The sequence below is a fragment of the Gemmobacter megaterium genome (assembly GCF_900156815.1).
In the GTDB taxonomy this organism is placed as follows: domain Bacteria; phylum Pseudomonadota; class Alphaproteobacteria; order Rhodobacterales; family Rhodobacteraceae; genus Wagnerdoeblera; species Wagnerdoeblera megaterium.
The window spans coordinates 586,993-605,252 of sequence record NZ_FTOT01000002.1 but is presented as its reverse complement, the minus strand read 5'-3'; the positions used below and the strand labels follow the sequence as shown (position 1 = coordinate 605,252).

General features: G+C 64.5%; 17 protein-coding genes. 13 read left to right on the top strand and 4 right to left on the bottom strand.

Annotated features, from left to right (window positions below; genetic code table 11):
* Positions 1 to 2 precede the first annotated feature (2 nt).
* From BW970_RS07380 to BW970_RS07370, 3 genes are all read right to left on the bottom strand, one after another.
* The gene (locus BW970_RS07380) at positions 3 to 1,247 is read right to left on the bottom strand and encodes an MFS transporter (RefSeq protein WP_076529752.1); all 1,245 of its coding nucleotides are present in this window, start codon (positions 1,245 to 1,247) and stop codon (positions 3 to 5) included.
* Positions 1,248 to 1,312: 65 nt separating this feature from the next.
* Positions 1,313 to 2,029, bottom strand: coding sequence for a sulfotransferase-like domain-containing protein (locus tag BW970_RS07375; protein WP_144038900.1), 717 nt, complete (start codon positions 2,027 to 2,029; stop codon positions 1,313 to 1,315).
* A 108-nt stretch (positions 2,030 to 2,137) separates the two neighbouring features.
* Complete coding sequence (locus BW970_RS07370) at positions 2,138 to 4,153, bottom strand: oxidoreductase (protein WP_076529751.1); 2,016 nt, start codon at positions 4,151 to 4,153, stop codon at positions 2,138 to 2,140.
* 222 nt (positions 4,154 to 4,375) lie between these two features.
* Between BW970_RS07370 and BW970_RS07365 the strand changes: the two genes are divergently transcribed.
* The 11 genes from BW970_RS07365 (at position 4,376) to ccoS (ending at position 14,715) form a co-directional block, all read left to right on the top strand.
* Entirely contained in the window at positions 4,376 to 4,723 is a 348-nt protein-coding gene (locus BW970_RS07365; RefSeq protein WP_076529750.1) for a RidA family protein, read from the top strand.
* Between the two features lie 108 nt (positions 4,724 to 4,831).
* Positions 4,832 to 6,226: an aspartate aminotransferase family protein gene (locus BW970_RS07360; RefSeq protein ID WP_076529749.1), complete on the top strand. Its 1,395-nt coding sequence runs from the start codon at positions 4,832 to 4,834 to the stop codon at positions 6,224 to 6,226.
* The gene (locus tag BW970_RS07355) at positions 6,226 to 6,864 is read left to right on the top strand and encodes a GntR family transcriptional regulator (RefSeq protein ID WP_076530204.1); all 639 of its coding nucleotides are present in this window, start codon (positions 6,226 to 6,228) and stop codon (positions 6,862 to 6,864) included. Before BW970_RS07360 ends, BW970_RS07355 begins: the two co-directional genes overlap by 1 nt.
* Before the next feature lie 81 nt (positions 6,865 to 6,945).
* Entirely contained in the window at positions 6,946 to 7,401 is a 456-nt protein-coding gene (gene dut, locus BW970_RS07350) for a dUTP diphosphatase (protein WP_144038899.1), read from the top strand.
* Between the two features lie 3 nt (positions 7,402 to 7,404).
* A complete protein-coding gene (locus tag BW970_RS07345) occupies positions 7,405 to 8,451 on the top strand; it encodes a HesA/MoeB/ThiF family protein (RefSeq protein ID WP_076529747.1) in 1,047 nt (348 codons plus the stop codon).
* Positions 8,452 to 8,536: 85 nt separating this feature from the next.
* On the top strand, positions 8,537 to 9,325 hold the full coding sequence (locus tag BW970_RS07340) for a transporter substrate-binding domain-containing protein (RefSeq protein ID WP_076529746.1): 789 nt from the start codon (positions 8,537 to 8,539) through the stop codon (positions 9,323 to 9,325).
* Positions 9,326 to 9,338: 13 nt separating this feature from the next.
* Positions 9,339 to 10,127 carry an amino acid ABC transporter permease gene (locus BW970_RS07335; protein ID WP_076529745.1) on the top strand — a complete coding sequence of 263 codons (789 nt, stop codon included), beginning with the start codon at positions 9,339 to 9,341 and terminating at the stop codon, positions 10,125 to 10,127.
* A 303-nt stretch (positions 10,128 to 10,430) separates the two neighbouring features.
* Complete coding sequence (gene ccoG / locus BW970_RS07330) at positions 10,431 to 11,885, top strand: cytochrome c oxidase accessory protein CcoG (protein WP_076529744.1); 1,455 nt, start codon at positions 10,431 to 10,433, stop codon at positions 11,883 to 11,885.
* 2 nt (positions 11,886 to 11,887) lie between these two features.
* Positions 11,888 to 12,346, top strand: a complete 459-nt coding sequence (locus BW970_RS07325; protein ID WP_076529743.1) for a FixH family protein — start codon at positions 11,888 to 11,890, stop codon at positions 12,344 to 12,346.
* A gap of 4 nt (positions 12,347 to 12,350) precedes the next feature.
* A complete protein-coding gene (locus BW970_RS07320; RefSeq protein ID WP_076529742.1) occupies positions 12,351 to 14,552 on the top strand; it encodes a heavy metal translocating P-type ATPase in 2,202 nt (733 codons plus the stop codon).
* A gap of 4 nt (positions 14,553 to 14,556) precedes the next feature.
* Positions 14,557 to 14,715: a cbb3-type cytochrome oxidase assembly protein CcoS gene (gene ccoS / locus BW970_RS07315; RefSeq protein WP_076529741.1), complete on the top strand. Its 159-nt coding sequence runs from the start codon at positions 14,557 to 14,559 to the stop codon at positions 14,713 to 14,715.
* A gap of 88 nt (positions 14,716 to 14,803) precedes the next feature.
* Here the strand turns inward: ccoS and BW970_RS07310 are convergent, their stop codons facing one another.
* Positions 14,804 to 15,652 (bottom strand): universal stress protein, encoded by an 849-nt coding sequence (locus tag BW970_RS07310; protein ID WP_076529740.1) that lies wholly within the window; start codon positions 15,650 to 15,652, stop codon positions 14,804 to 14,806.
* A gap of 254 nt (positions 15,653 to 15,906) precedes the next feature.
* Between BW970_RS07310 and ccoN the strand changes: the two genes are divergently transcribed.
* The gene (gene ccoN / locus BW970_RS07305) at positions 15,907 to 17,514 is read left to right on the top strand and encodes a cytochrome-c oxidase, cbb3-type subunit I (RefSeq protein ID WP_076529739.1); all 1,608 of its coding nucleotides are present in this window, start codon (positions 15,907 to 15,909) and stop codon (positions 17,512 to 17,514) included.
* A gap of 14 nt (positions 17,515 to 17,528) precedes the next feature.
* Complete coding sequence (gene ccoO / locus BW970_RS07300) at positions 17,529 to 18,257, top strand: cytochrome-c oxidase, cbb3-type subunit II (protein WP_076529738.1); 729 nt, start codon at positions 17,529 to 17,531, stop codon at positions 18,255 to 18,257.
* Positions 18,258 to 18,260 lie beyond the last annotated feature (3 nt).

Below are 18,260 nucleotides of genomic sequence, written 5' to 3'. Positions count from 1 at the left end.
GCTCAGGCCGCGAGTGCCGCCGTGGGCCGATGTTCGCGCACGGGCAGATGGACGATGGCCGAAAACGCGCCAACCCCGACGCCCACCCACCAGACGAGGGTATAGTCGCCGGTCAGGTCATACATCTTGCCGCCCAGCCAGACACCCAGAAACCCGCCAATCTGGTGCGACAGGAAGATGAACCCATAGAGCGTGCCCATGTAGCGCAAACCGTAGAGATGCGCGACCAGCCCGGACGTCAGCGGCACGGTGGCCAGCCACAAGGCCCCCATCACCAGGGAGAATACCAGCACCGATGCCGGAGTGATCGGCATCATGATGAACAGCGCCGCCGCGATGGTGCGCAGCGTGTAGATGCCTGCCAGCAGGTATTTCCGCGTGTATCGCGCCCCCAGCCAGCCTGCAAAGATCGTGCCCGCAATGTTGGCGAGCCCGATCACCGCGATGGACAGCGCCCCCAGCGCCGATGTCGTGGTGATGCCCAGCGAGGCAAGCATTCCATTAGGCGCCACCGGGCCGCACATCTCTGTCACCATGGCCGGGAAATGGGCGGTGATAAACGCCAGTTGATACCCGCAAGAGAAGAACCCCAGAAAGATCAGCGTATAGCTGGGGTCGCGGAAGGCGCGGTTCAGCACGGTGCCCAGGCTTTCCTCCAGTTCGGTCTTGCTGGCCATCGGGGCGGATCGCAGGAAGGGCAGGGCGAACAGAGAGGCCAGGATGACACCGGCAAAGATGATGAACACGCCTTGCCACGGCACAAAGCCCATCAGGATCTCGGCAGTCGGTGCGCCAAAGACCTGTCCCGCCGACCCGGCAGCAGTGGCGATGCCAAGCGCCATCGAGCGGTGTTCGGGCGCGGCGGCGCGGCCGACCACGGCCAGAATCACGCCAAATCCGGTGCCCGCGATGCCAAAGCCGACCAGCACCTCCAGCGATTGCATGGCAAAGGGCGTGGTCGCAAAGGCCGACAGCACCAGCCCGCCTGCATAGGCCAACGCCCCCAGAATGATCGCGCGGCGGTCGCCAAAGCGTTCGGCGACCGCGCCGAACAGCGGCTGGCCGATGCCCCAGGCCAGATTCTGGATGGCGATGGCAAGCGAGAATTCCGACCGTGCCCAGCCGAATTCCTCTGCAATGGGAATCTGGAAGACTCCGAACGACGCACGCACGGCAAAGCCGAGCATCAGCATGATACACCCCGCGATCAGCACGGGTGTCATCAGGGGGGCCTTGGTCTGGGTCATCACGCGCTCCGGGGGGACGGGCGGCGAAGATGCGCCCGGCTCACGAAAGCGTCAAGTGTCGCAGATCAGAGCGCGTGGGCGCGCAGGCGTTCGTAATAGGGCAGGGCGCTGTCGGCCAGCCGCGCATAGTCGGGGGCCAGGTCTGGCAGCGCGCCTTCGGGATCCTCGAAGCCGGTAGAACGGTGCACAGCGCCGTACCAATGCGGCGCCCAGACGCCGTCGTAGGGCTTGGCCCCGGCTGGCCAGCGCAACATCTGATCCGTGTAGGGGACGCCCAGGGCCGTACAAAGCCGCCCGAGCGCACCCGCCGGATCGGCGCGAATGTCGGCGCTGTCGATCACCAGCGGCGCCCGGCCCATCCAGCTCGCCACCTCGTCAAACAGCTCTGCCTGCTGGACAAAGCCGATGTCGGACAGCACCGGCCCTTCGCGCTTTTTGGCATAGGAGGCGACGACGCGGGCAGGGTGGCGGATCAGAAAGACATTGGCGCAGGCGCGCATGAAGCCCCGGTCGATGCTGGGCAACATGTGCAGCGTCATGTGCTTCTGGTAAAAGAACGGCTCGCCGGTGGCCGGGCGCGCCGCGCACAGGGCAGAAACGCGGGCCGGATCGGGATCATGCGCGGCGAGGATCTGGTCGCGCATCGGATGGTCGATGCCAGTGGCCGCAAGATAGGCGGCGTAGAAGGGTTCATCCCAGACGGCGCAATCGCCTCGGGCGGCGAAGGCGTACATCATGGCGGTGGACAGGTTCCGGGGCCCGGACCACATGGCGATATTCATCTGCGGCTCTCTGGCATTGGCAGGCGGACAGGGGGTGTGCACCCCCCGGCCCCCGGCAGGACACGTGGATCAGGGCGAAAACATCATGGTGCGAACCGATACCCCGGATCACAAGGTTGCGGCAAGGCGTGCCGCCTGATCAATGGCGCGCTTGGCATCGAGTTCGGCGGCCACATCGGCGCCACCAATCAGGTGCGGGGTCAGTCCCGCCGCGCTCAGGGCATCGGCAAGGTCACGCCGGGGATCCTGTCCGGTGCAAAGGACCACGGTGTCTGCCGCCAGCAGTTCCGGGCCCTGCGGGGTATCAACCTCCAGCCCTTGGGTGGTGATGCGGCGATAGGTCATGCCGCCGCGCATCTCGACGCCCTTCATCTGGAGACTGGCGCGGTGGATCCAGCCGGTGGTCTTGCCCAGATGGCGACCTGGCCTTTCTGCCTTGCGCTGGACCAGCGTCACCTTGCGGGCCGGGGGTTCGGGTTGGGGGCCGGCGGGGGCAAGGCCGCCGCGGGCCTGTGCGGGGTCGGCGACACCCCATTCCCGGAGCCACAGGTCGAGATCCTCGGTGGGGCTGGTGCCCTGATGCACAAGATATTCCGAGACATCAAAGCCGATTCCCCCGGCGCCGACGACCACCGCACTCGGGCCGACAGGCGCACCTTGCAGCACGTCGATATAGCCCAGCACCCGCGCGCCGGGATCGGTCGGGATGCCTGGGTCGCGGGGGGATACGCCGGTGGCGATGATCACTTCGTCATGGCCTTGCAGGTCGGGCAGGGTGGCGGCTGTGTTCAGGCGCAGGTTGACGCCTGTGGTGGCCAGCATGGTGGCGAACCACTGCACCAGCCCGTGGAATTCCTCTTTTCCCGGTACCTGCTTGGCCAGGTTCAACTGGCCGCCCACCTGGGCGGCGGATTCGAACAGCGTGACCGTGTGGCCGCGTTGCGCGGCGACAATGGCGGCCATCATGCCTGCGGGACCGGCCCCGACCACGGCGACGGTTTTCGGTGTGGCGGCGGGCGGGTAGGTCAGTTCGGTTTCCGCACAGGCGCGGGGGTTCACGAGGCAACTGGTCAGACGGCCCGAAAAGGTATGGTCCAGGCAGGCCTGGTTGCAGGCGATGCAGGGCGCAATCTCGGCGGCGCGTCCGCTGCGTGCCTTGGCGACGAAATCGGGGTCGGCGAGGAAGGGGCGGGCCATGCTGACCATATCGGCGCATCCGTCGGCCAGGACCGCTTCGGCCACGTCGGGGGTGTTGATCCGGTTCGAGGTGATGACCGGGATCCCGACTTCAGGGCGCAACCGTCCGGTCAGCCAGGTGAAGGCGCGACGCGGAACCGAGGTGGCAATGGTCGGCACCCGTGCCTCGTGCCAGCCGATGCCTGTGTTCAGGATCGAGGCGCCCGCCGTCTCGATGGCTTGGGCAAGCTGGACCACCTCGGGCCAGGTCGAGCCATCGGGGATAAGGTCGATCAGCGAGATCCGGTAGATCACGATGAAATCCGGTCCGACAGCCGCGCGCACGCGGCGCACCACCTCGACCGGCAGGCGGATGCGGTTTTCATAGCTGCCGCCCCAGCGATCCTCGCGCCGGTTGGTATGGCGCACGATGAACTGATTGAGGAAATACCCCTCGGATCCCATCACCTCGACGCCGTCATATCCGGCCTCGCGGGCGCGGGTGGCGGCGGTCACGATATCGGCGATCTGCTTTTCGATGCCGTCTTCGTCAAGTTCGCGGGGCACAAAGGGCGATATCGGCGATTTGATCGCACTGGCCGAGACGCACTCCTTGCCATAGGCATAGCGGCCCGCATGGAGGATCTGCATGGCGATCCGCCCGCCGCCGTCGTGAACCCGGTCGGTCACGATGCGGTGGTTGGCGATGTCCTGCGCGGTGAACAATCCCGCGGCGCCGGGAAACACGCCGCCTTCGCGGTTCGGGGCCATGCCGCCTGTCACCATCAGACCAACACCGCCGCGCGCGCGGCTGGCGTAGAATTCGGCCACCCGGTTCCAGTCGCCGGTTTCTTCGAGCCCGGTATGCATGGAACCCATGAGGACGCGGTTGGGCAGGATCACATGCCCCAGATCAAGCGGTGCGAGAAGATTCGGATACTGGCTCATGGCTGGTTCCCCCTGTCGCGCCAGATTGCGCGAGGGGCGCGCGCTTGTCACCTGTCCGGAAACCGTGCCGTGGCGTCACCGCAATGGGCACCGCTTTGCGGCATATCGGTCGAGGATGCCTTGATCTTCCGGGATGCAGTTCCTACCAACGGGGGGTCTTGGGTGCCAATCCGCCGCTGCCCGCATCCGGGGCCATAGCCATATCACAACAAGGGGTATCCCATGATCCAGCGCGTCAATCCCGGCCCTCGCATGTCCGAGGCTGTCATCCACAATGGCACCGCATGGCTGGCCGGTCAGGTCGGTGAGGGGGCCACCGTCGCCGAACAGACCGCAGATTGCCTGGCCCAGGTGGACCGCATCCTGGCCGAGATCGGCTCGTCCAAGGAAAACATCCTGCAAACCATCATCTGGCTGGCAGACATGGCCGATTTCGCCGAGATGAACGCGGTCTGGGACAAATGGGTTCCTGCCGGTCACACGCCCGCCCGCGCCACGGGCGAGGCCAAGCTGGCCGCACCGAAATACCGTGTGGAAATCATCGTCACGGCGGCTGTTCCGGCCAAGTGATGCGCAGGCCCCGGTTCGCCGGGGCCTTTGCTTGGCGCAATATTTTGATCAAAATATGTTGACCTTTTGACGCATCTGGCTCAGGTTGCGCCAAAAGGGGATTTTGACATGACCATGATCACCAACCATCTGCCGACCGCAGAGCTTCAGGCGCTGGATGCGGCCCATCACATGCATCCGTTTACCGCCGGAAACGCCTTGGGGGCCAAGGGCGCGCGGGTCATCACGCGGGCGCAAGGCGTGTTCCTGACGGATTCCGAAGGCAATGAAATCATCGACGGCATGGCCGGGCTGTGGTGCGTCAACATCGGCTATGGCCGGCAAGAGATGGCCGAGGTCGCCGCGCGTCAGGTCAAGGAACTGAGCTATTACAACACCTTTTTCCAGACGACCCATGTCCCGGCCATTGCGCTGGCGGCAAAGATCGCGGAACTGGCGCCGGGCGATCTGAACCATGTGTTCTACGCCTGCTCGGGGTCAGAGGCGAATGACACCAATATCCGCATGGTGCGGCAGTACTGGGCGCTGAAGGGCAAACCGGAAAAGCATATCCTGATCAGCCGCCGCAACGGATATCACGGATCCACCATGGGCGGGGGCAGCTTGGGTGGCATGAAGCCTATGCACGAACAGGGCGGGCTGCCGATTCCCGGCATTGTCCACATCGGCCAGCCGCACTGGTATGCCGAAGGCGGCGACATGACGCCCGAGGACTTCGGCCTGCTGCGTGCGCGTGAACTGGAGGCCAAGATCAAGGAGCTTGGCCCCGAGACTGTCGCAGCCTTTATCGGCGAGCCGATCCAGGGCGCTGGCGGGGTGATTGTCCCGCCCAGCACCTACTGGCCGGAGATCCAGCGGATTTGCGACGAATACGGCATCCTGCTGATTGCGGACGAGGTGATCACGGGCTTTGGCCGCACCGGCAACTGGTTCGGCAGCCAGACCTTTGGCATCCGCCCGCATATCGTGACCATCGCCAAGGGCCTGTCGTCGGGCTATGCGCCGATTGGCGGGTCCATTGTCTGTGACGAGGTGGCCGAGGTCATCGGGCGCGACGAGTTCAATCACGGCTATACCTATTCCGGCCACCCGCTTTCTGCGGCGCTGGCGCTGGAAAACCTGCGTATCCTGTCCGAGGAAAAGGTGGTCGATCACGTCCGCGACGTGGCACATCCGCATCTTGCGGCGAAATGGGCGCAACTGGCGGATCATCCGATGGTGGGCGAGGCCCGGCTGGTGGGGCTGATGGGCTCTATCGCGCTGAGCCCGGACAAGACAAGGCGCGCGGCGTTTGCCGCCGAAGAGGGCACGGTCGGCCTGATCACCCGCGAACGGTGTTTTGCCAACAACCTTGTGATGCGCCATGTCGGGGACCGCATGATCATCGCGCCGCCGCTGGTCATCACCCCGGCAGAGATTGATCTGCTGATCGAACGGGCATGGGTGTCGCTGGACGAGGCTGCGGCCAAGGTTCGGGCCGAAGGGCTGTGGCAGGCCGCCTGATGGCCGCCACTCCGCTGCATGACCTTGCGTATCTGGCGCTGAAGGAAGCCTTGCTGGAAGGGCGGATTCCGCCCGGCCAGCCGGTCACGGTCGCCTCCCTTGCGGCATTGCTGGGCACCGGGACCATGCCGATGCGCGAGGCCGTGCGGCGGTTGACCGCTGAAGGCGGCTTGAGCGCAAGCGAGACCCGGCGGCTGACTGTGCCTGCGTTGGGGTCGGCGCGGTTTCAGGCGCTGATGCGCGCCCGCCTGCTGTTGGAACCCGAGGCGGCGGCGGATGCGCTGCCGTTCCTGGGGCCGTCGGATGTGGCCGAGCTTTCCCAGACGGACGCCGCCTTGTCACAGGCGATTCTGGCCAGGGATCCGGCCAGCTACATGCGCCTGAATTACCGTTTTCACTTTCGCCTGTATCGTGCGGCGCCAGAGTCTGTTCTGGCCCCGTTGATCGAGAGCCTGTGGTTGCAGTTCGGTCCCTGGATGCATCTGTTGTTCGATCGGGCGTCCGCCCAGTTGGCGACCGACAGGCATCAGGCGGCGCTGCGCGCGGTCCGTGCGGGCAACGAGGCGGCGCTGAGGGCGGCGATCACCGCCGATATCTGCGATGCGCTGGACACGCTGAAGGCGGCCGGGCAGGGCTGAGGACCGGCCCTGTCCGGGCCGCTGGTCTTGGCCCGGCGCGGTTGGTATATGCTGGCGTGCAACAGACCATGGGAATCCGACATGCAGATCAAGGTCCTCGACCCCCGGCTTCAGCACTGGGGCTTGCCCGCCTATCAGACGGCCGGGGCCGCAGCGGTGGATCTGTTTGCCTGCATTGATGCGCCTTTGCGGATTGCGCCGCAGACCCCCGCGGTTCTGGTCCGGTCGGGCATTGCGCTGTCGTTCGGTGATTTCTCCTTTGCCGCGCTGGTGTTGCCGCGCTCGGGGGCAGGGCACAAGCGCGGGCTGGTCATGGGAAATACCGTCGGGTTGATCGACCCCGACTATACCGGCGAGATTCTGATCAGTGCCTGGAACCGGAATGGTCCGGGTACCGATCCCATTGTCATCGAGCCGGGGGAACGCATCGCGCAGATGATCTTTGTGCCGGTTGTCCGGCCCGACTTTACCGTGGTGACGGAGTTTTCCGAGCAGACGGCGCGCGGGGCGGGCGGCTTTGGCTCGACCGGAGGCTAGGCCGTGCTGGCGGTCCTGGCCCTGGCGGCGGTGATCTGGCTGGGCGGCGCGGCGTTGCGCCTGTCCCGCCCATTGCGCGGGTTGCTGCTGGGGCTGCTGTATCTGGCGGTGATCCTGGCGCAACTGGTGTTGCCCGAAGGATCGGCGCTGCGGGTGGCGACGGGCGGGCGGGCGGAACCCTGGCTGGTGCTGGGCGGCGTTGGCTTGTTGATCCTTGGCTATCGCGCTGGCCTGCGCTGGTTGAAGGGCCGCGCGGCACCCGAAGCCAGGCCAGAGGCGACCGGTCCGCTGTCTGACGCGGAACTCACCCGCTATGCCCGCCATATCGTGCTGCGCGAGGTGGGGGGGCCGGGACAGGTGCGGCTGAAACAGGCGCGGGTGCTGGTGGTAGGCGCCGGGGGGCTGGGCAGCCCTGTGGTGCTGTATCTGGCCGCATCAGGGGTGGGCGTGATCGGCGTCATTGATGACGACATCGTGGAGCCGGGCAACCTGCAACGCCAGATCCTTCATGCCGATGATCGCATAGGGTTGCCAAAGGTGCGTTCCGCGCAGATTGCCGCGCAGGCCTTGAATCCGCATGTGGACGTGCGCCCCTACCAGCGCCGCCTGGACGAGGCTGTCGCGCGCGAGTTGATCGGCGCGTATGATCTTGTGCTGGATGGGACCGACAATTTCGACACGCGCTATCTGGTCAACCGTATTTGCGTCGAACTGGGCAAGCCATTGATTTCCGGTGCTATCGGCCAGTGGGAGGGGCAGATATCGCTGTTTGCGCCCAAGCTGGGCGCCCCGTGCTATGAATGCGTCTTTCCCGAGCGGCCCGCGCCGGGGCTGGTGCCAAGTTGTGCCGAGGCCGGGGTGATCGCCCCCTTGCCGGGTGTCGTCGGGTCGGTCATGGCGCTGGAAGCCGTCAAGCACATGACCGGCGCAGGAGAGACCTTGTCGGGGCGGCTGATGATCTTTGACGGGCTCTATGGCGAGTCGCGGATGGTGGGCGTGCACCCTCGCGCGGATTGCCCGATTTGCAGTGGCGTGGCGCGCGGGGGCTGACACAGGGCTCACAACCGCTTGCAAGGGGGTGGCAATCTGCGGAACAGCCTGCATACTGCGCCAGGATTCAGACTGGAGACTGCCGATGCTGCGCCGAACCCTGCTTGCCGGGCTTGCCCTTGTCCTGACGACGCCTGTGCTGCTGGCTCAGCCCTTGCCCGATCTGCAAGGACGCGAGATCGTCGTGGTGACAGAGAATGCCTATCCTCCGCTACAGTTTCTTGACCGGCAGGGCATGGCCGTGGGCTGGGAATACGATGCCATGGCAGAAATTGGCCAGCGGCTGAATGCCCGGATCGCCTATCAGAACACCAGTTGGGATGCGATGATCCCGGCCGTGTCCTCGGGCCAGTACGACATCGGCATGACCGGGATCACCATCCGCGAGGATCGCATGGACAAGGTGGATTTCTCGGTGCCCTATCTGCGGTCCGAGATGCTGATGATCGTGCGCGGCGACGAGGAGCGGTTTGCCGATGCGGCGGGATTCGCCGGGGATCCCTTGCTGCTGATGGCGGCACAGCCCGGAACCACGCCGTTCTATGTCGGTGTCTACGAGGTGCTTGACGGCAACGAGGACAACGCCCGCATCATCAAGTTCGAGACCTTTGGGGCCGGGCTTGCGGCGCTGAGGGCGGGGGACGTGGATATGGTGCTGTCGGATTCGACGGCCGCACACGGCTATGTCGCGGCGGCGGAAGGCGCGCTCAAGATCGTCGGAGAGCCCCTGGGCACCGAGGATTTCGGGTTCATCTTTCCCAAAGGGTCCGATCTGGTCGGCCCGGTGAATGCTGCCCTTGCTGCGATGCAGGCCGATGGCACGCTGGATGCGCTGAACACCAGATGGTTCCTGGACTACAAGATGGGCGAATGAGGCGGGGCGCCCCGTGACGTCGGCTCCGCGCGGCGAAGGCGACTTTCCGCTCTGGCTGATCATCCTGGCGGGCGCCGGGATCTGGGCCTTGGGCGCCGCCCTTGCGTCGGAGGTCCATGCACAGATCCTGTCGATCCTGTGGAAAGGGCTTGGCATCACCTTGCTGGTCACGCTGATGGCATTTGCCGGGGCGTCGGCGCTGGGCTTGCTGCTGGCGCTTGGTGGCATGTCGCGCATCTGGCTGATCCGGCAGGTCGTGCGACTGTATGTCGAGGTGATGCGCGGCGTGCCCATCATCGTGCTGCTGCTGTATGTCGCCTTTGTCGGAGTGCCTCTGGCGGTCGAGGGCTGGAACGCCCTTGGCCTGCCCGAGGCTCGCACCCGCGACATTCCACTGCTGTGGCGGGCGGTTCTGGCGCTGGTACTGGCCTATGCCAGCTTTCTGTCCGAAGTGTTCCGCGCCGGCATCCAGTCGGTTCCCGCCGGGCAGATCGAGGCTGCCGAAGCCCTGGGCCTGAACCGGCGGCAGAGGTTCCGCCTGATCGTGGCCCCCCAGGCGTTTCGTACCATCCTGCCACCCTGGGGCAACGATTTCGTCGCCATGGTCAAGGACAGTTCGCTGGTCTCGGTGCTGGGGGTCACGGATGTGACACAACTGGGCAAGGTCGCGGCCGCCGGGAATTTTCGCTATTTCGAAACTTACAATATGGTCGCGCTGATCTATCTCGGGCTTACGGTCAGCCTGTCGCTTGGGTTGCGGCGGCTGGAGCGCCATCTGCGCCAGCGGACCACAGCCGCCTGAAACGCGGCCGGACTGCGACAGCCTGCCGCGCCCGCGCCCGTCGCTGGCTTGATGCAGGTCAAATCGCCCGCGCCCGAGTCGTGCCAGAACGTCTGCAAGCCCCGCGTTGGGGCCCGGCACCGACGCCCCGTCCTGTTCGCGCGTTTCCTGGGGCGTCGGTGCGACAAAACAGCCAACAGGCCGGATTCCTTGGGGAATTCCGGCCTTTTTTTCCGGGTGCGTCGATTAGTTGCATCGTTCATTCGGCATTTTGATGCAGGTCAATGTAGGATGCGCGTGAAAGCGCGATGGAAGGTCAGCCAAATGTCCGGGAACAGTCCCTTGCCAACCGATTCGAGCACCCCGCCCAGCCTGTATGCCGCCCGCGAGCCGGTATTCCCCCGGCGTGTGAAAGGAAACTTCCGCACGCTCAAGTGGTGGATCATGGCCGTGACTCTGGGGATCTATTACCTGACGCCGTGGATTCGCTGGGATCGCGGCCCCAATATGCCCGATCAGGCCGTGCTGATCGACATGGCCAACCGGCGCTTTTTCTTTTTCATGATCGAGATCTGGCCGCACGAATTCTATTTCGTGGCTGGGTTGCTGATCATGGCGGGGCTTGGGTTGTTCCTGTTCACCAGCGCCGCGGGCCGGGTGTGGTGCGGGTATGCCTGCCCGCAGACGGTATGGACCGACCTTTTCATCCTGGTGGAGCGTTGGATCGAGGGGGATCGTAACGCCCGCCTGCGTCTGCACCGGCAGAAATGGGACGCGGAAAAGGTCCGCAAGCGGCTGGTCAAATGGGTGTCGTGGCTGTTGATCTCGGTGGCGACGGGCGGCGCCTGGGTGTTCTATTTCACGGACGCGCCGTCGCTCTTGCGCGATCTGCTCAGCTTCAGTGCCCATCCTGTCGCCTGGCTGACCATAGCCACACTGACCGCGACCACCTTTGTCTTTGGCGGGTTCGCCCGCGAACAGATCTGCATCTATGCCTGTCCCTGGCCGCGCATTCAGGCCGCGATGATGGACGAAGACACCATCACGGTCGGCTATCGGTCCTGGCGGGGCGAGCCGCGCGGCAAGCTGAAGAAGGGTGCCGCAGCGCCGACCGTGGCCCAGGGCGACTGCATCGACTGCATGGCCTGCGTCAACGTCTGCCCGATGGGCATCGACATCCGCAACGGCCAGCAACTGGCGTGCATCACCTGTGGCCTGTGCATCGACGCCTGCAACGACACGATGGACAAGATCGGCAAGCCTCGCGGCTTGATCGACTATATGGCCCTGACCGACGAGGCGGCAGAACGTGCAGGCAGCACGCCCAAGCCTGTGTGGAAACACATTCTGCGTCCGCGCACGGTGCTGTATACGGTCCTGTGGGCAGGCGTGGGCCTTGCGCTGCTGGTGGCGCTGTTCCTGCGGTCGGACATCGACGTCAACGTGACCCCGGTGCGCAACCCGACCTTTGTGACACTGTCGGACGGATCTATCCGCAATACCTATGACATCCGCCTGCGCAACAAGTACCATGAGGAACGCACGCTGGGCTTTTCCATCGACGCTCCGCCTGGATTGCGCCTGGAACTGGAGGGCGAAGATGCGGCCACCGCGCGGATGGCACCTGATGCAACCTTGCAGCAGCGGGTCTACATCATCGCACCGCCCGGTTCGCCTGCGGCCAATATGGCAAGAACGGACATCACCTTCTGGTTCCAGGCCGAAGGGTCGTCCAGCCGGGTCAGTGCTGGCACGGTATTCAACGGAAAAGGACAGTGACAATGGCACGCGAAATCACCGGGCGACATGTTCTGATTGGCACCGTGGGGGCGTTCAGCGTGATTATCGGGGTCAATCTGTTCATGGCCTACTCCGCAATCAGCACCTTTCCGGGGGTCGAGGCAAAGAACACCTACTACGCCAGCCAGAATTTCAACGCGGCGATGCGGGCGCAGGAGGCCTTGGGCTGGGAGGTCGCGCAGGATTACACCGATGGCCAGCTGATGTTGCGCATCACCGAAAAGGACAGCGGCACTCCGGGTGAGATCGTCGATTTTCAGGTGCTGATCGGCCGGGCAACCGAATCCCGTGACGACCAGCGACCAGTCTTTGCCCGCGAGGCCGGGGCGTTCGTCGCGCCGGTCGATCTGGCGCCCGGCAAGTGGATCCTGCGTATCGAGGCGGTCGCCGCCAATGGCACGCTGTTCCGCCAGCAGCGCCAGTTGTATATCAGGGGCTGATCACATGTCGCTGGCTGCCGAACCGGAAACCCGCGCATCGCTGTCTGCCTGCCCCGCCTGTGTGGCCGCCCCTTCGGCAGAGCGGATTGCCCAGATGGCCGCCCCGCGCGAGGCGCGGCTGATGCTGTCGATTCCCGCCGCGCATTGCGCCGCCTGCATCTCGACGGTGGAACAAGGGCTGGAGAAACTGCCCGGCGTGCGGTCGGCGCGGGTGAACCTGACATTGCGCCGGGTTCTGGTCGAGGCGGATCCCCAGGTGACGGCGGCCAGCCTGATCCCGCATCTGGATCGGCTGGGCTATGAGGCCCATGAACTGGATGCCGGGGTTCTTTCGGTGACAGACACCGATCGCCAGGGGCGCGAGCTGCTGATGCGGATTGGCGTTGCAGGCTTCAGCATGATGAACATCATGCTGTTGTCAGTCGCGGTATGGTCGGGGGCGACGGATTCCACGCGCGACCTGTTCCACTGGATTTCCGGCATGATCGCCTTGCCGACCGTGGCCTTCGCCGGGCAGCCGTTCTTCAAATCCGCGTGGCGTGGGCTGCGGGCGGGGCGGTTGGGAATGGATTTCCCGATCTCGTTGGCCTTGGTTCTGGCCTCGGGGATCTCGGTCTACGAAACCTGGATGTCGGGGCATCACGCCTATTTCGATGCCGCAGTGATGCTGACGTTCTTTCTGCTGATCGGGCGCTATCTGGACCATCGCACCCGCGCCATCGCCCGGTCCGCCGCACAGGAACTGGCGGCGCTGGAGGTGCCCCGTGCCATTCGGTTGCTGGCAGGCGCCGAGGAAACGGTAAATGTCGCCGAACTGCGCGTCGGCGATCTGGTGCTTGTGCGTCCGGGGGGGCGAATCCCCGTGGATGGCGTCGTGACCGAAGGCACGTCCGAACTGGACCGCTCGCTGCTGACGGGCGAGGTTCTGCCGGTATTCGCCGGCCCCGACCGTGTGGTCAGTGCGGGTGAGGTCAATCTGACCGGGCCGCTGACGGTTCGGGTGACGGCGGCGGGCAAGGACAGTTCACTGTCGCGCATGGCCGAACTGGTCGCTATCGCGGAAAGCGCCAAGACACGTTATACCGGGTTGGCCGACCGTGCGGCGCGGGCGTATTCGCCGCTGGTCCATCTGCTGTCTTTCTCTGCATTTGGCTACTGGATGTGGGCGACTGGCGGCGATGTGCGCTTTGCCATCAATATTTCTGCGGCGACGCTGATCATCACCTGCCCCTGTGCGCTGGGGCTGGCGGTGCCTGCGGTTGTCACTGCGGCCAGTGGCCAACTGTTCCGCCGAGGGCTGCTGATCAAGTCAGGCACGGCGCTGGAACGGCTGGCCGAGGTGGATACGGTCGTGTTCGACAAGACCGGCACATTGACGATGGGCACCCCGGAGCCGACCAATCTGGGCGACCATCCCCGTTCGGTGCTGGACGTGGCGGCCGCATTGGCGGGGGCATCGGGGCATCCATTGGCGCAATCGCTGGCCATGGCTTGCAGGGCTGGCGGAGTCTCGCCCGCAGATGTCACGGATCTGGCGGAAGTCCCTGGATATGGCATCGAAGGGTGGCACAATGGGCGTCGTGTTCGTCTGGGCCGCGCTGAATGGGTCGGCGCCCAATCGCTGGACGTAACGGCCACCTATCTTGCCTTGCCGGATGGAACGGTCGCGGCCTTTACCTTTGCCGATGCGCTGCGCGAAGGGGCGGTCGAGGTGGTGGCGGCCGTCAAGGCGCAGGGGCTGGCTGTCAAGCTGATCTCGGGCGATGCGCCGGGTGCGGTGCGGGATCTGGCAGAACGGCTGGGCATCGCGGACTGGACCGCAGGCGCCTTGCCCGAAGACAAGGCAGGCGAAGTGGCGCGGCTGACGGCGAGCGGTCGCCGTGTGCTGATGGTAGGCGACGGGCTGAATGACACCGCCGCACTTGCGGCGGCCCATGCCTCTGTCTCGCCTGCCACGGCGCTGGATGCGGCTCGGGTGGCGTCGGATATCGTGATGCTGGGCCGCAACATCGCGCCGGTGGCCGATGCGCTGCGGATCGCCCGAAAGTCCACGCGGCGGATCCGCGAGAATTTCTGGATCTCGGCGGCGTATAATGTGGTGGCGGTGCCGATTGCGCTGGTGGGGCTGGCCACGCCCCTGTGGGCGGCGCTGGCGATGTCGCTGTCCTCGATCACCGTGGCCCTGAATGCGCTGAGGTTGAAGTAAGCCCATGGAAGTTCTGACGATTCTGATTCCGGTTTCGCTGTTTCTGGGGGCATTGGGATTGGTGCTGTTCTTCTGGACGATGCGGCACCGCCAGTACGAAGACCCCGAAGGCGATTCGCGACGTATCCTGACCAGCGACTGGGACGATCACCCCAAGCCCTAGGCGGGTCGGCCCATTCCGGCGCCAACCTGTGCAAAGCAAAGCCCCGGCCAGTGTGGCCGGGGCTTTTGTTGATGGGAATGACGGGTCGTCAGCGCGCCATGAACACCGGGACCGGGGTGTTTTCCAGCATGTCGCGGGTCGCGCCGCCCAGAATCGCCTCGCGAAAGCGGGAATGGCCATAGGCGCCCATCACCAGCAGATCGGCATCGCGGTCGCGCAGATGCCGGGCCAGCACATCGGACACCCGCGGCAGCGTGCGCGCCAGAACCGAAACCTCGGCCCGCACATCGTGGCGCGACAACCACTGGCTGACAAGGCCGCCGGGGTCAGAGCGTTCCGGCCCGTGGGCAGGCGGATCAATAATGGTGATGTCGATCACCGAGGCGCGTTTCAGCAGCGGCAGAGCCCGGCGAATCGCGGCCATCGCTTCTGGCGACTGGTTCCAGGCGACGACCACACGCTCGAAGGCAGGCGGCTGTACCATGCCGTCGGGCATGATCAGCACCGGGGCCTGACCGTCGAACATGGCGGATTCGACAACGGCTTCGTCCGTGGCCGAGCGGCCGGCACCATAGGGGCGCGCCTGCACGACCAGATCGCAAAAGCGTGCGCGGTGCGCGACCAGGGGCGCCACGCCGCCAAGCTGTGCCACAGCCCGGTCAACGGACCAGCGAATCTCTTCGCTGGCCAGACGCTTGCGCACAGTCGTTTCCAACGTTTCAGAGGCGGCGATGGCCTGGTTCAGCGTTTCCTGAACCATTGCGATGCCTGCCCCGGCACTGAAATAGCCATATTGGGTCTGGTCGATGCCAAGGACCAGCACCTCAAGATGCGCGTCTTCGCGCCGTGCCAGGGCAATGGCGGTTTCCAGCCCGGCCAGGCCGGGGCCATCGGCCCCCTGTTCTGTCACGACGGTAAGCAGGGTTTTGCAGGCCATGGATTGCCTCCTTGATGTCGGCGCACCGGCGCCGGTTCCTGTTCATGTGGCTACGAGGTTGGCACGCCCTGCCAGCCTGCACCTTGATACGGATCAACACAAGGTTGCACCTGATGTTCGGCACGACGACAGGAAAGCGCGACATCTTGACATGGATCAAGGTATCTTTGCCGCATCGCAGCCATCACCAACGCTGTCGTATAACATGTGGCAGGGCGAAAACCTTGCCGGACGACGAGACGAAGGGACGCAACATGTGGGATTACGTTAAACTGGTCGCGCTTGGCGTGATCGCGCTGCTTGCCGCGATCGCCGCCAATTATGCGCGCGACGAGGCCTATCTGGTCAATGCGCTTACCGTAATGCTTGCCGCAGCCGCCACGTTCATCTGGACCTTGCGGAACACGGGCGAGCCAAAGGCGGTAGCACCGAAGAACGAGTATTTTGACGGCGTCGTGCGCGCCGGGGTCATTGCGACCGCGTTCTGGGGCGTGGTGGGCTTTCTTGTCGGGGTCGTGGTGGCAGCGCAGCTTGCCTTCCCGGTGCTCAATTTCGAATGGGCCCAGCCCTACCTGAACTTCGGCCGCCTGCGGCCGCTGCACACCTCGGCCGTTATTTTCGCCTTTGGCGGCAACGCGCTGATCGCAACTGCCTTTTACGTCGTGCAACGCACCACGGCGGCGCGGTTGTGGGGCGGCAATCTGGGCTGGTTCGTCTTCTGGGGCTGGCAACTGATCATCGTCCTGGCGGCGACCAGCTATGTCTTTGGTGGCTCGCAGGGCAAGGAATATGCTGAAATGCCCTGGCATGTGGACATCCTGATCACGGTGGTCTGGGTGGCGTTCCTGCTGGCGTTTCTTGGAACGCTTTGGAACCGGAAAGAGCCGCATATCTATGTGGCCAACTGGTTCTATCTGTCGTTCATCGTCACCGTTGCCATGCTGCATGTGGTCAACAATGCCGCGCTGCCGGTGTCGGTGTTCGGTTCCGCCTCGGTTCAGGCCTATGCGGGTGTGCAGGATGCCATGATCCAGTGGTGGTATGGCCACAATGCCGTAGGCTTCTTCCTGACGGCGGGCTTTCTGGGCATGATGTACTACTTTGTGCCCAAGCAGGCCGAACGCCCGGTCTTCAGCTACAAGCTGTCGATCATCCACTTCTGGGCGCTGATCTTCCTGTATATCTGGGCCGGTCCGCACCACCTGCACTATACCGCATTGCCCGAATGGGCCTCGACCCTGGGCATGATCTTCTCGATCATGTTGTGGATGCCAAGCTGGGGCGGCATGATCAACGGCCTGATGACGCTGTCGGGGGCCTGGGACAAGCTGCGCACCGATCCGGTGATCCGCATGATGGTGATCGCGGTAGGTTTCTACGGCATGTCCACCTTCGAAGGCCCGATGATGTCGATCAAGGCGGTCAACAGCCTGTCGCATTACACGGACTGGACCATCGGCCACGTTCATTCCGGCGCCCTGGGCTGGAACGGCATGATCACCTTCGGCGCGCTGTATTTCCTGGTGCCCCGGCTGTGGAACCGTGAACGGCTGTATTCGCTGAGCCTTGTGAGCTGGCACTTCTGGCTCGCCACCATCGGGATCGTGCTCTACGCCTCGTCGATGTGGGTCACGGGCATCATGGAAGGGCTGATGTGGCGCGAAGTTGACGCCAACGGGTTCCTCGTCAACGCCTTTGCCGACACGGTCAGTGCCAAGTTGCCGATGTATGTGGTGCGGATGCTGGGCGGGGTGATGTTCCTGCTGGGGGCCATCATCATGTGCTACAACCTATGGATGACCGTTCGTGCCCAGCCGGCCAAGGCGCCGGTGAACGCGAACAACTTTGTCCCCGCAGAATGACCGGAGTGTGAACCATGGCATTTCTTGACAAGCACAAGGCCATCGAGACGCACGCCACGCTGCTGCTGGTGCTGAGTTTCCTGGTCGTCACCATCGGCGGTATCGTGCAGATCGTGCCGCTGTTCTACATCGAGAACACCATCGAAAAGGTGGAGGGGATGCGCCCTTACACCCCGCTGGAACTGGCTGGCAAGGATATCTACGTCCGCGAAGGCTGCTACGTCTGCCACAGCCAGATGATCCGACCGATGCGGGACGAGGTGGAACGCTACGGCCACTACTCGCTGGCGGCCGAGTCGATGTATGATCGGCCCTTCCAGTGGGGGTCCAAACGGACCGGCCCGGATCTGGCGCGTGTGGGTGGGCGGTATTCCGACGAATGGCACCAGGATCACTTCCGCGATCCAAAGTCTGTGGTGCCGGAATCGGTCATGCCCCCCTATGCGTTCCTGTTCCGGACGCCGATCGATGGCCGGTATATCGCGGACAGCATGAAGACCAACGCGGTGTTCGGTGTGCCCTATACCAGCGAGATGATCGAAGCCGCGCAGGCCGACTTCATCGCGCAGGCCGATCCCGATGCCGATACCGGCGGGCTGCTTGAACGCTATGGCGAACGGGTGGATGTGCGCAACTTCGACGGTCAGCCGCAACTGACCGAAGCGGATGCACTGATCGCCTATATCCAGGTTCTGGGCACGATGGTCGATTTCTCGACCTTCCAGCCTGATCCGCTGCGCTGAGGG

Bases quoted from the DNA above. Each gene is read 5' to 3' on its own strand.
- BW970_RS07320 (WP_076529742.1), top strand. From the start codon at position 12,351: ATGTCGCTGGCTGCCGAACCGGAAACCCGCGCATCGCTGTCTGCCTGC.
- BW970_RS07355 (WP_076530204.1), top strand. From the start codon at position 6,226: ATGGCCGCCACTCCGCTGCATGACCTTGCGTATCTGGCGCTGAAGGAA.
- ccoO (WP_076529738.1), top strand. From the start codon at position 17,529: ATGGCATTTCTTGACAAGCACAAGGCCATCGAGACGCACGCCACGCTG.
- BW970_RS07365 (WP_076529750.1), top strand. From the start codon at position 4,376: ATGATCCAGCGCGTCAATCCCGGCCCTCGCATGTCCGAGGCTGTCATC.
- ccoS (WP_076529741.1), top strand. From the start codon at position 14,557: ATGGAAGTTCTGACGATTCTGATTCCGGTTTCGCTGTTTCTGGGGGCA.
- BW970_RS07380 (WP_076529752.1), bottom strand. From the start codon at position 1,247: ATGACCCAGACCAAGGCCCCCCTGATGACACCCGTGCTGATCGCGGGG.
- BW970_RS07340 (WP_076529746.1), top strand. From the start codon at position 8,537: ATGCTGCGCCGAACCCTGCTTGCCGGGCTTGCCCTTGTCCTGACGACG.
- BW970_RS07370 (WP_076529751.1), bottom strand. From the start codon at position 4,153: ATGAGCCAGTATCCGAATCTTCTCGCACCGCTTGATCTGGGGCATGTG.
- ccoN (WP_076529739.1), top strand. From the start codon at position 15,907: ATGTGGGATTACGTTAAACTGGTCGCGCTTGGCGTGATCGCGCTGCTT.
- BW970_RS07360 (WP_076529749.1), top strand. From the start codon at position 4,832: ATGACCATGATCACCAACCATCTGCCGACCGCAGAGCTTCAGGCGCTG.
- BW970_RS07325 (WP_076529743.1), top strand. From the start codon at position 11,888: ATGGCACGCGAAATCACCGGGCGACATGTTCTGATTGGCACCGTGGGG.
- BW970_RS07310 (WP_076529740.1), bottom strand. From the start codon at position 15,652: ATGGCCTGCAAAACCCTGCTTACCGTCGTGACAGAACAGGGGGCCGAT.
- ccoG (WP_076529744.1), top strand. From the start codon at position 10,431: ATGTCCGGGAACAGTCCCTTGCCAACCGATTCGAGCACCCCGCCCAGC.
- BW970_RS07375 (WP_144038900.1), bottom strand. From the start codon at position 2,029: ATGAATATCGCCATGTGGTCCGGGCCCCGGAACCTGTCCACCGCCATG.
- dut (WP_144038899.1), top strand. From the start codon at position 6,946: ATGCAGATCAAGGTCCTCGACCCCCGGCTTCAGCACTGGGGCTTGCCC.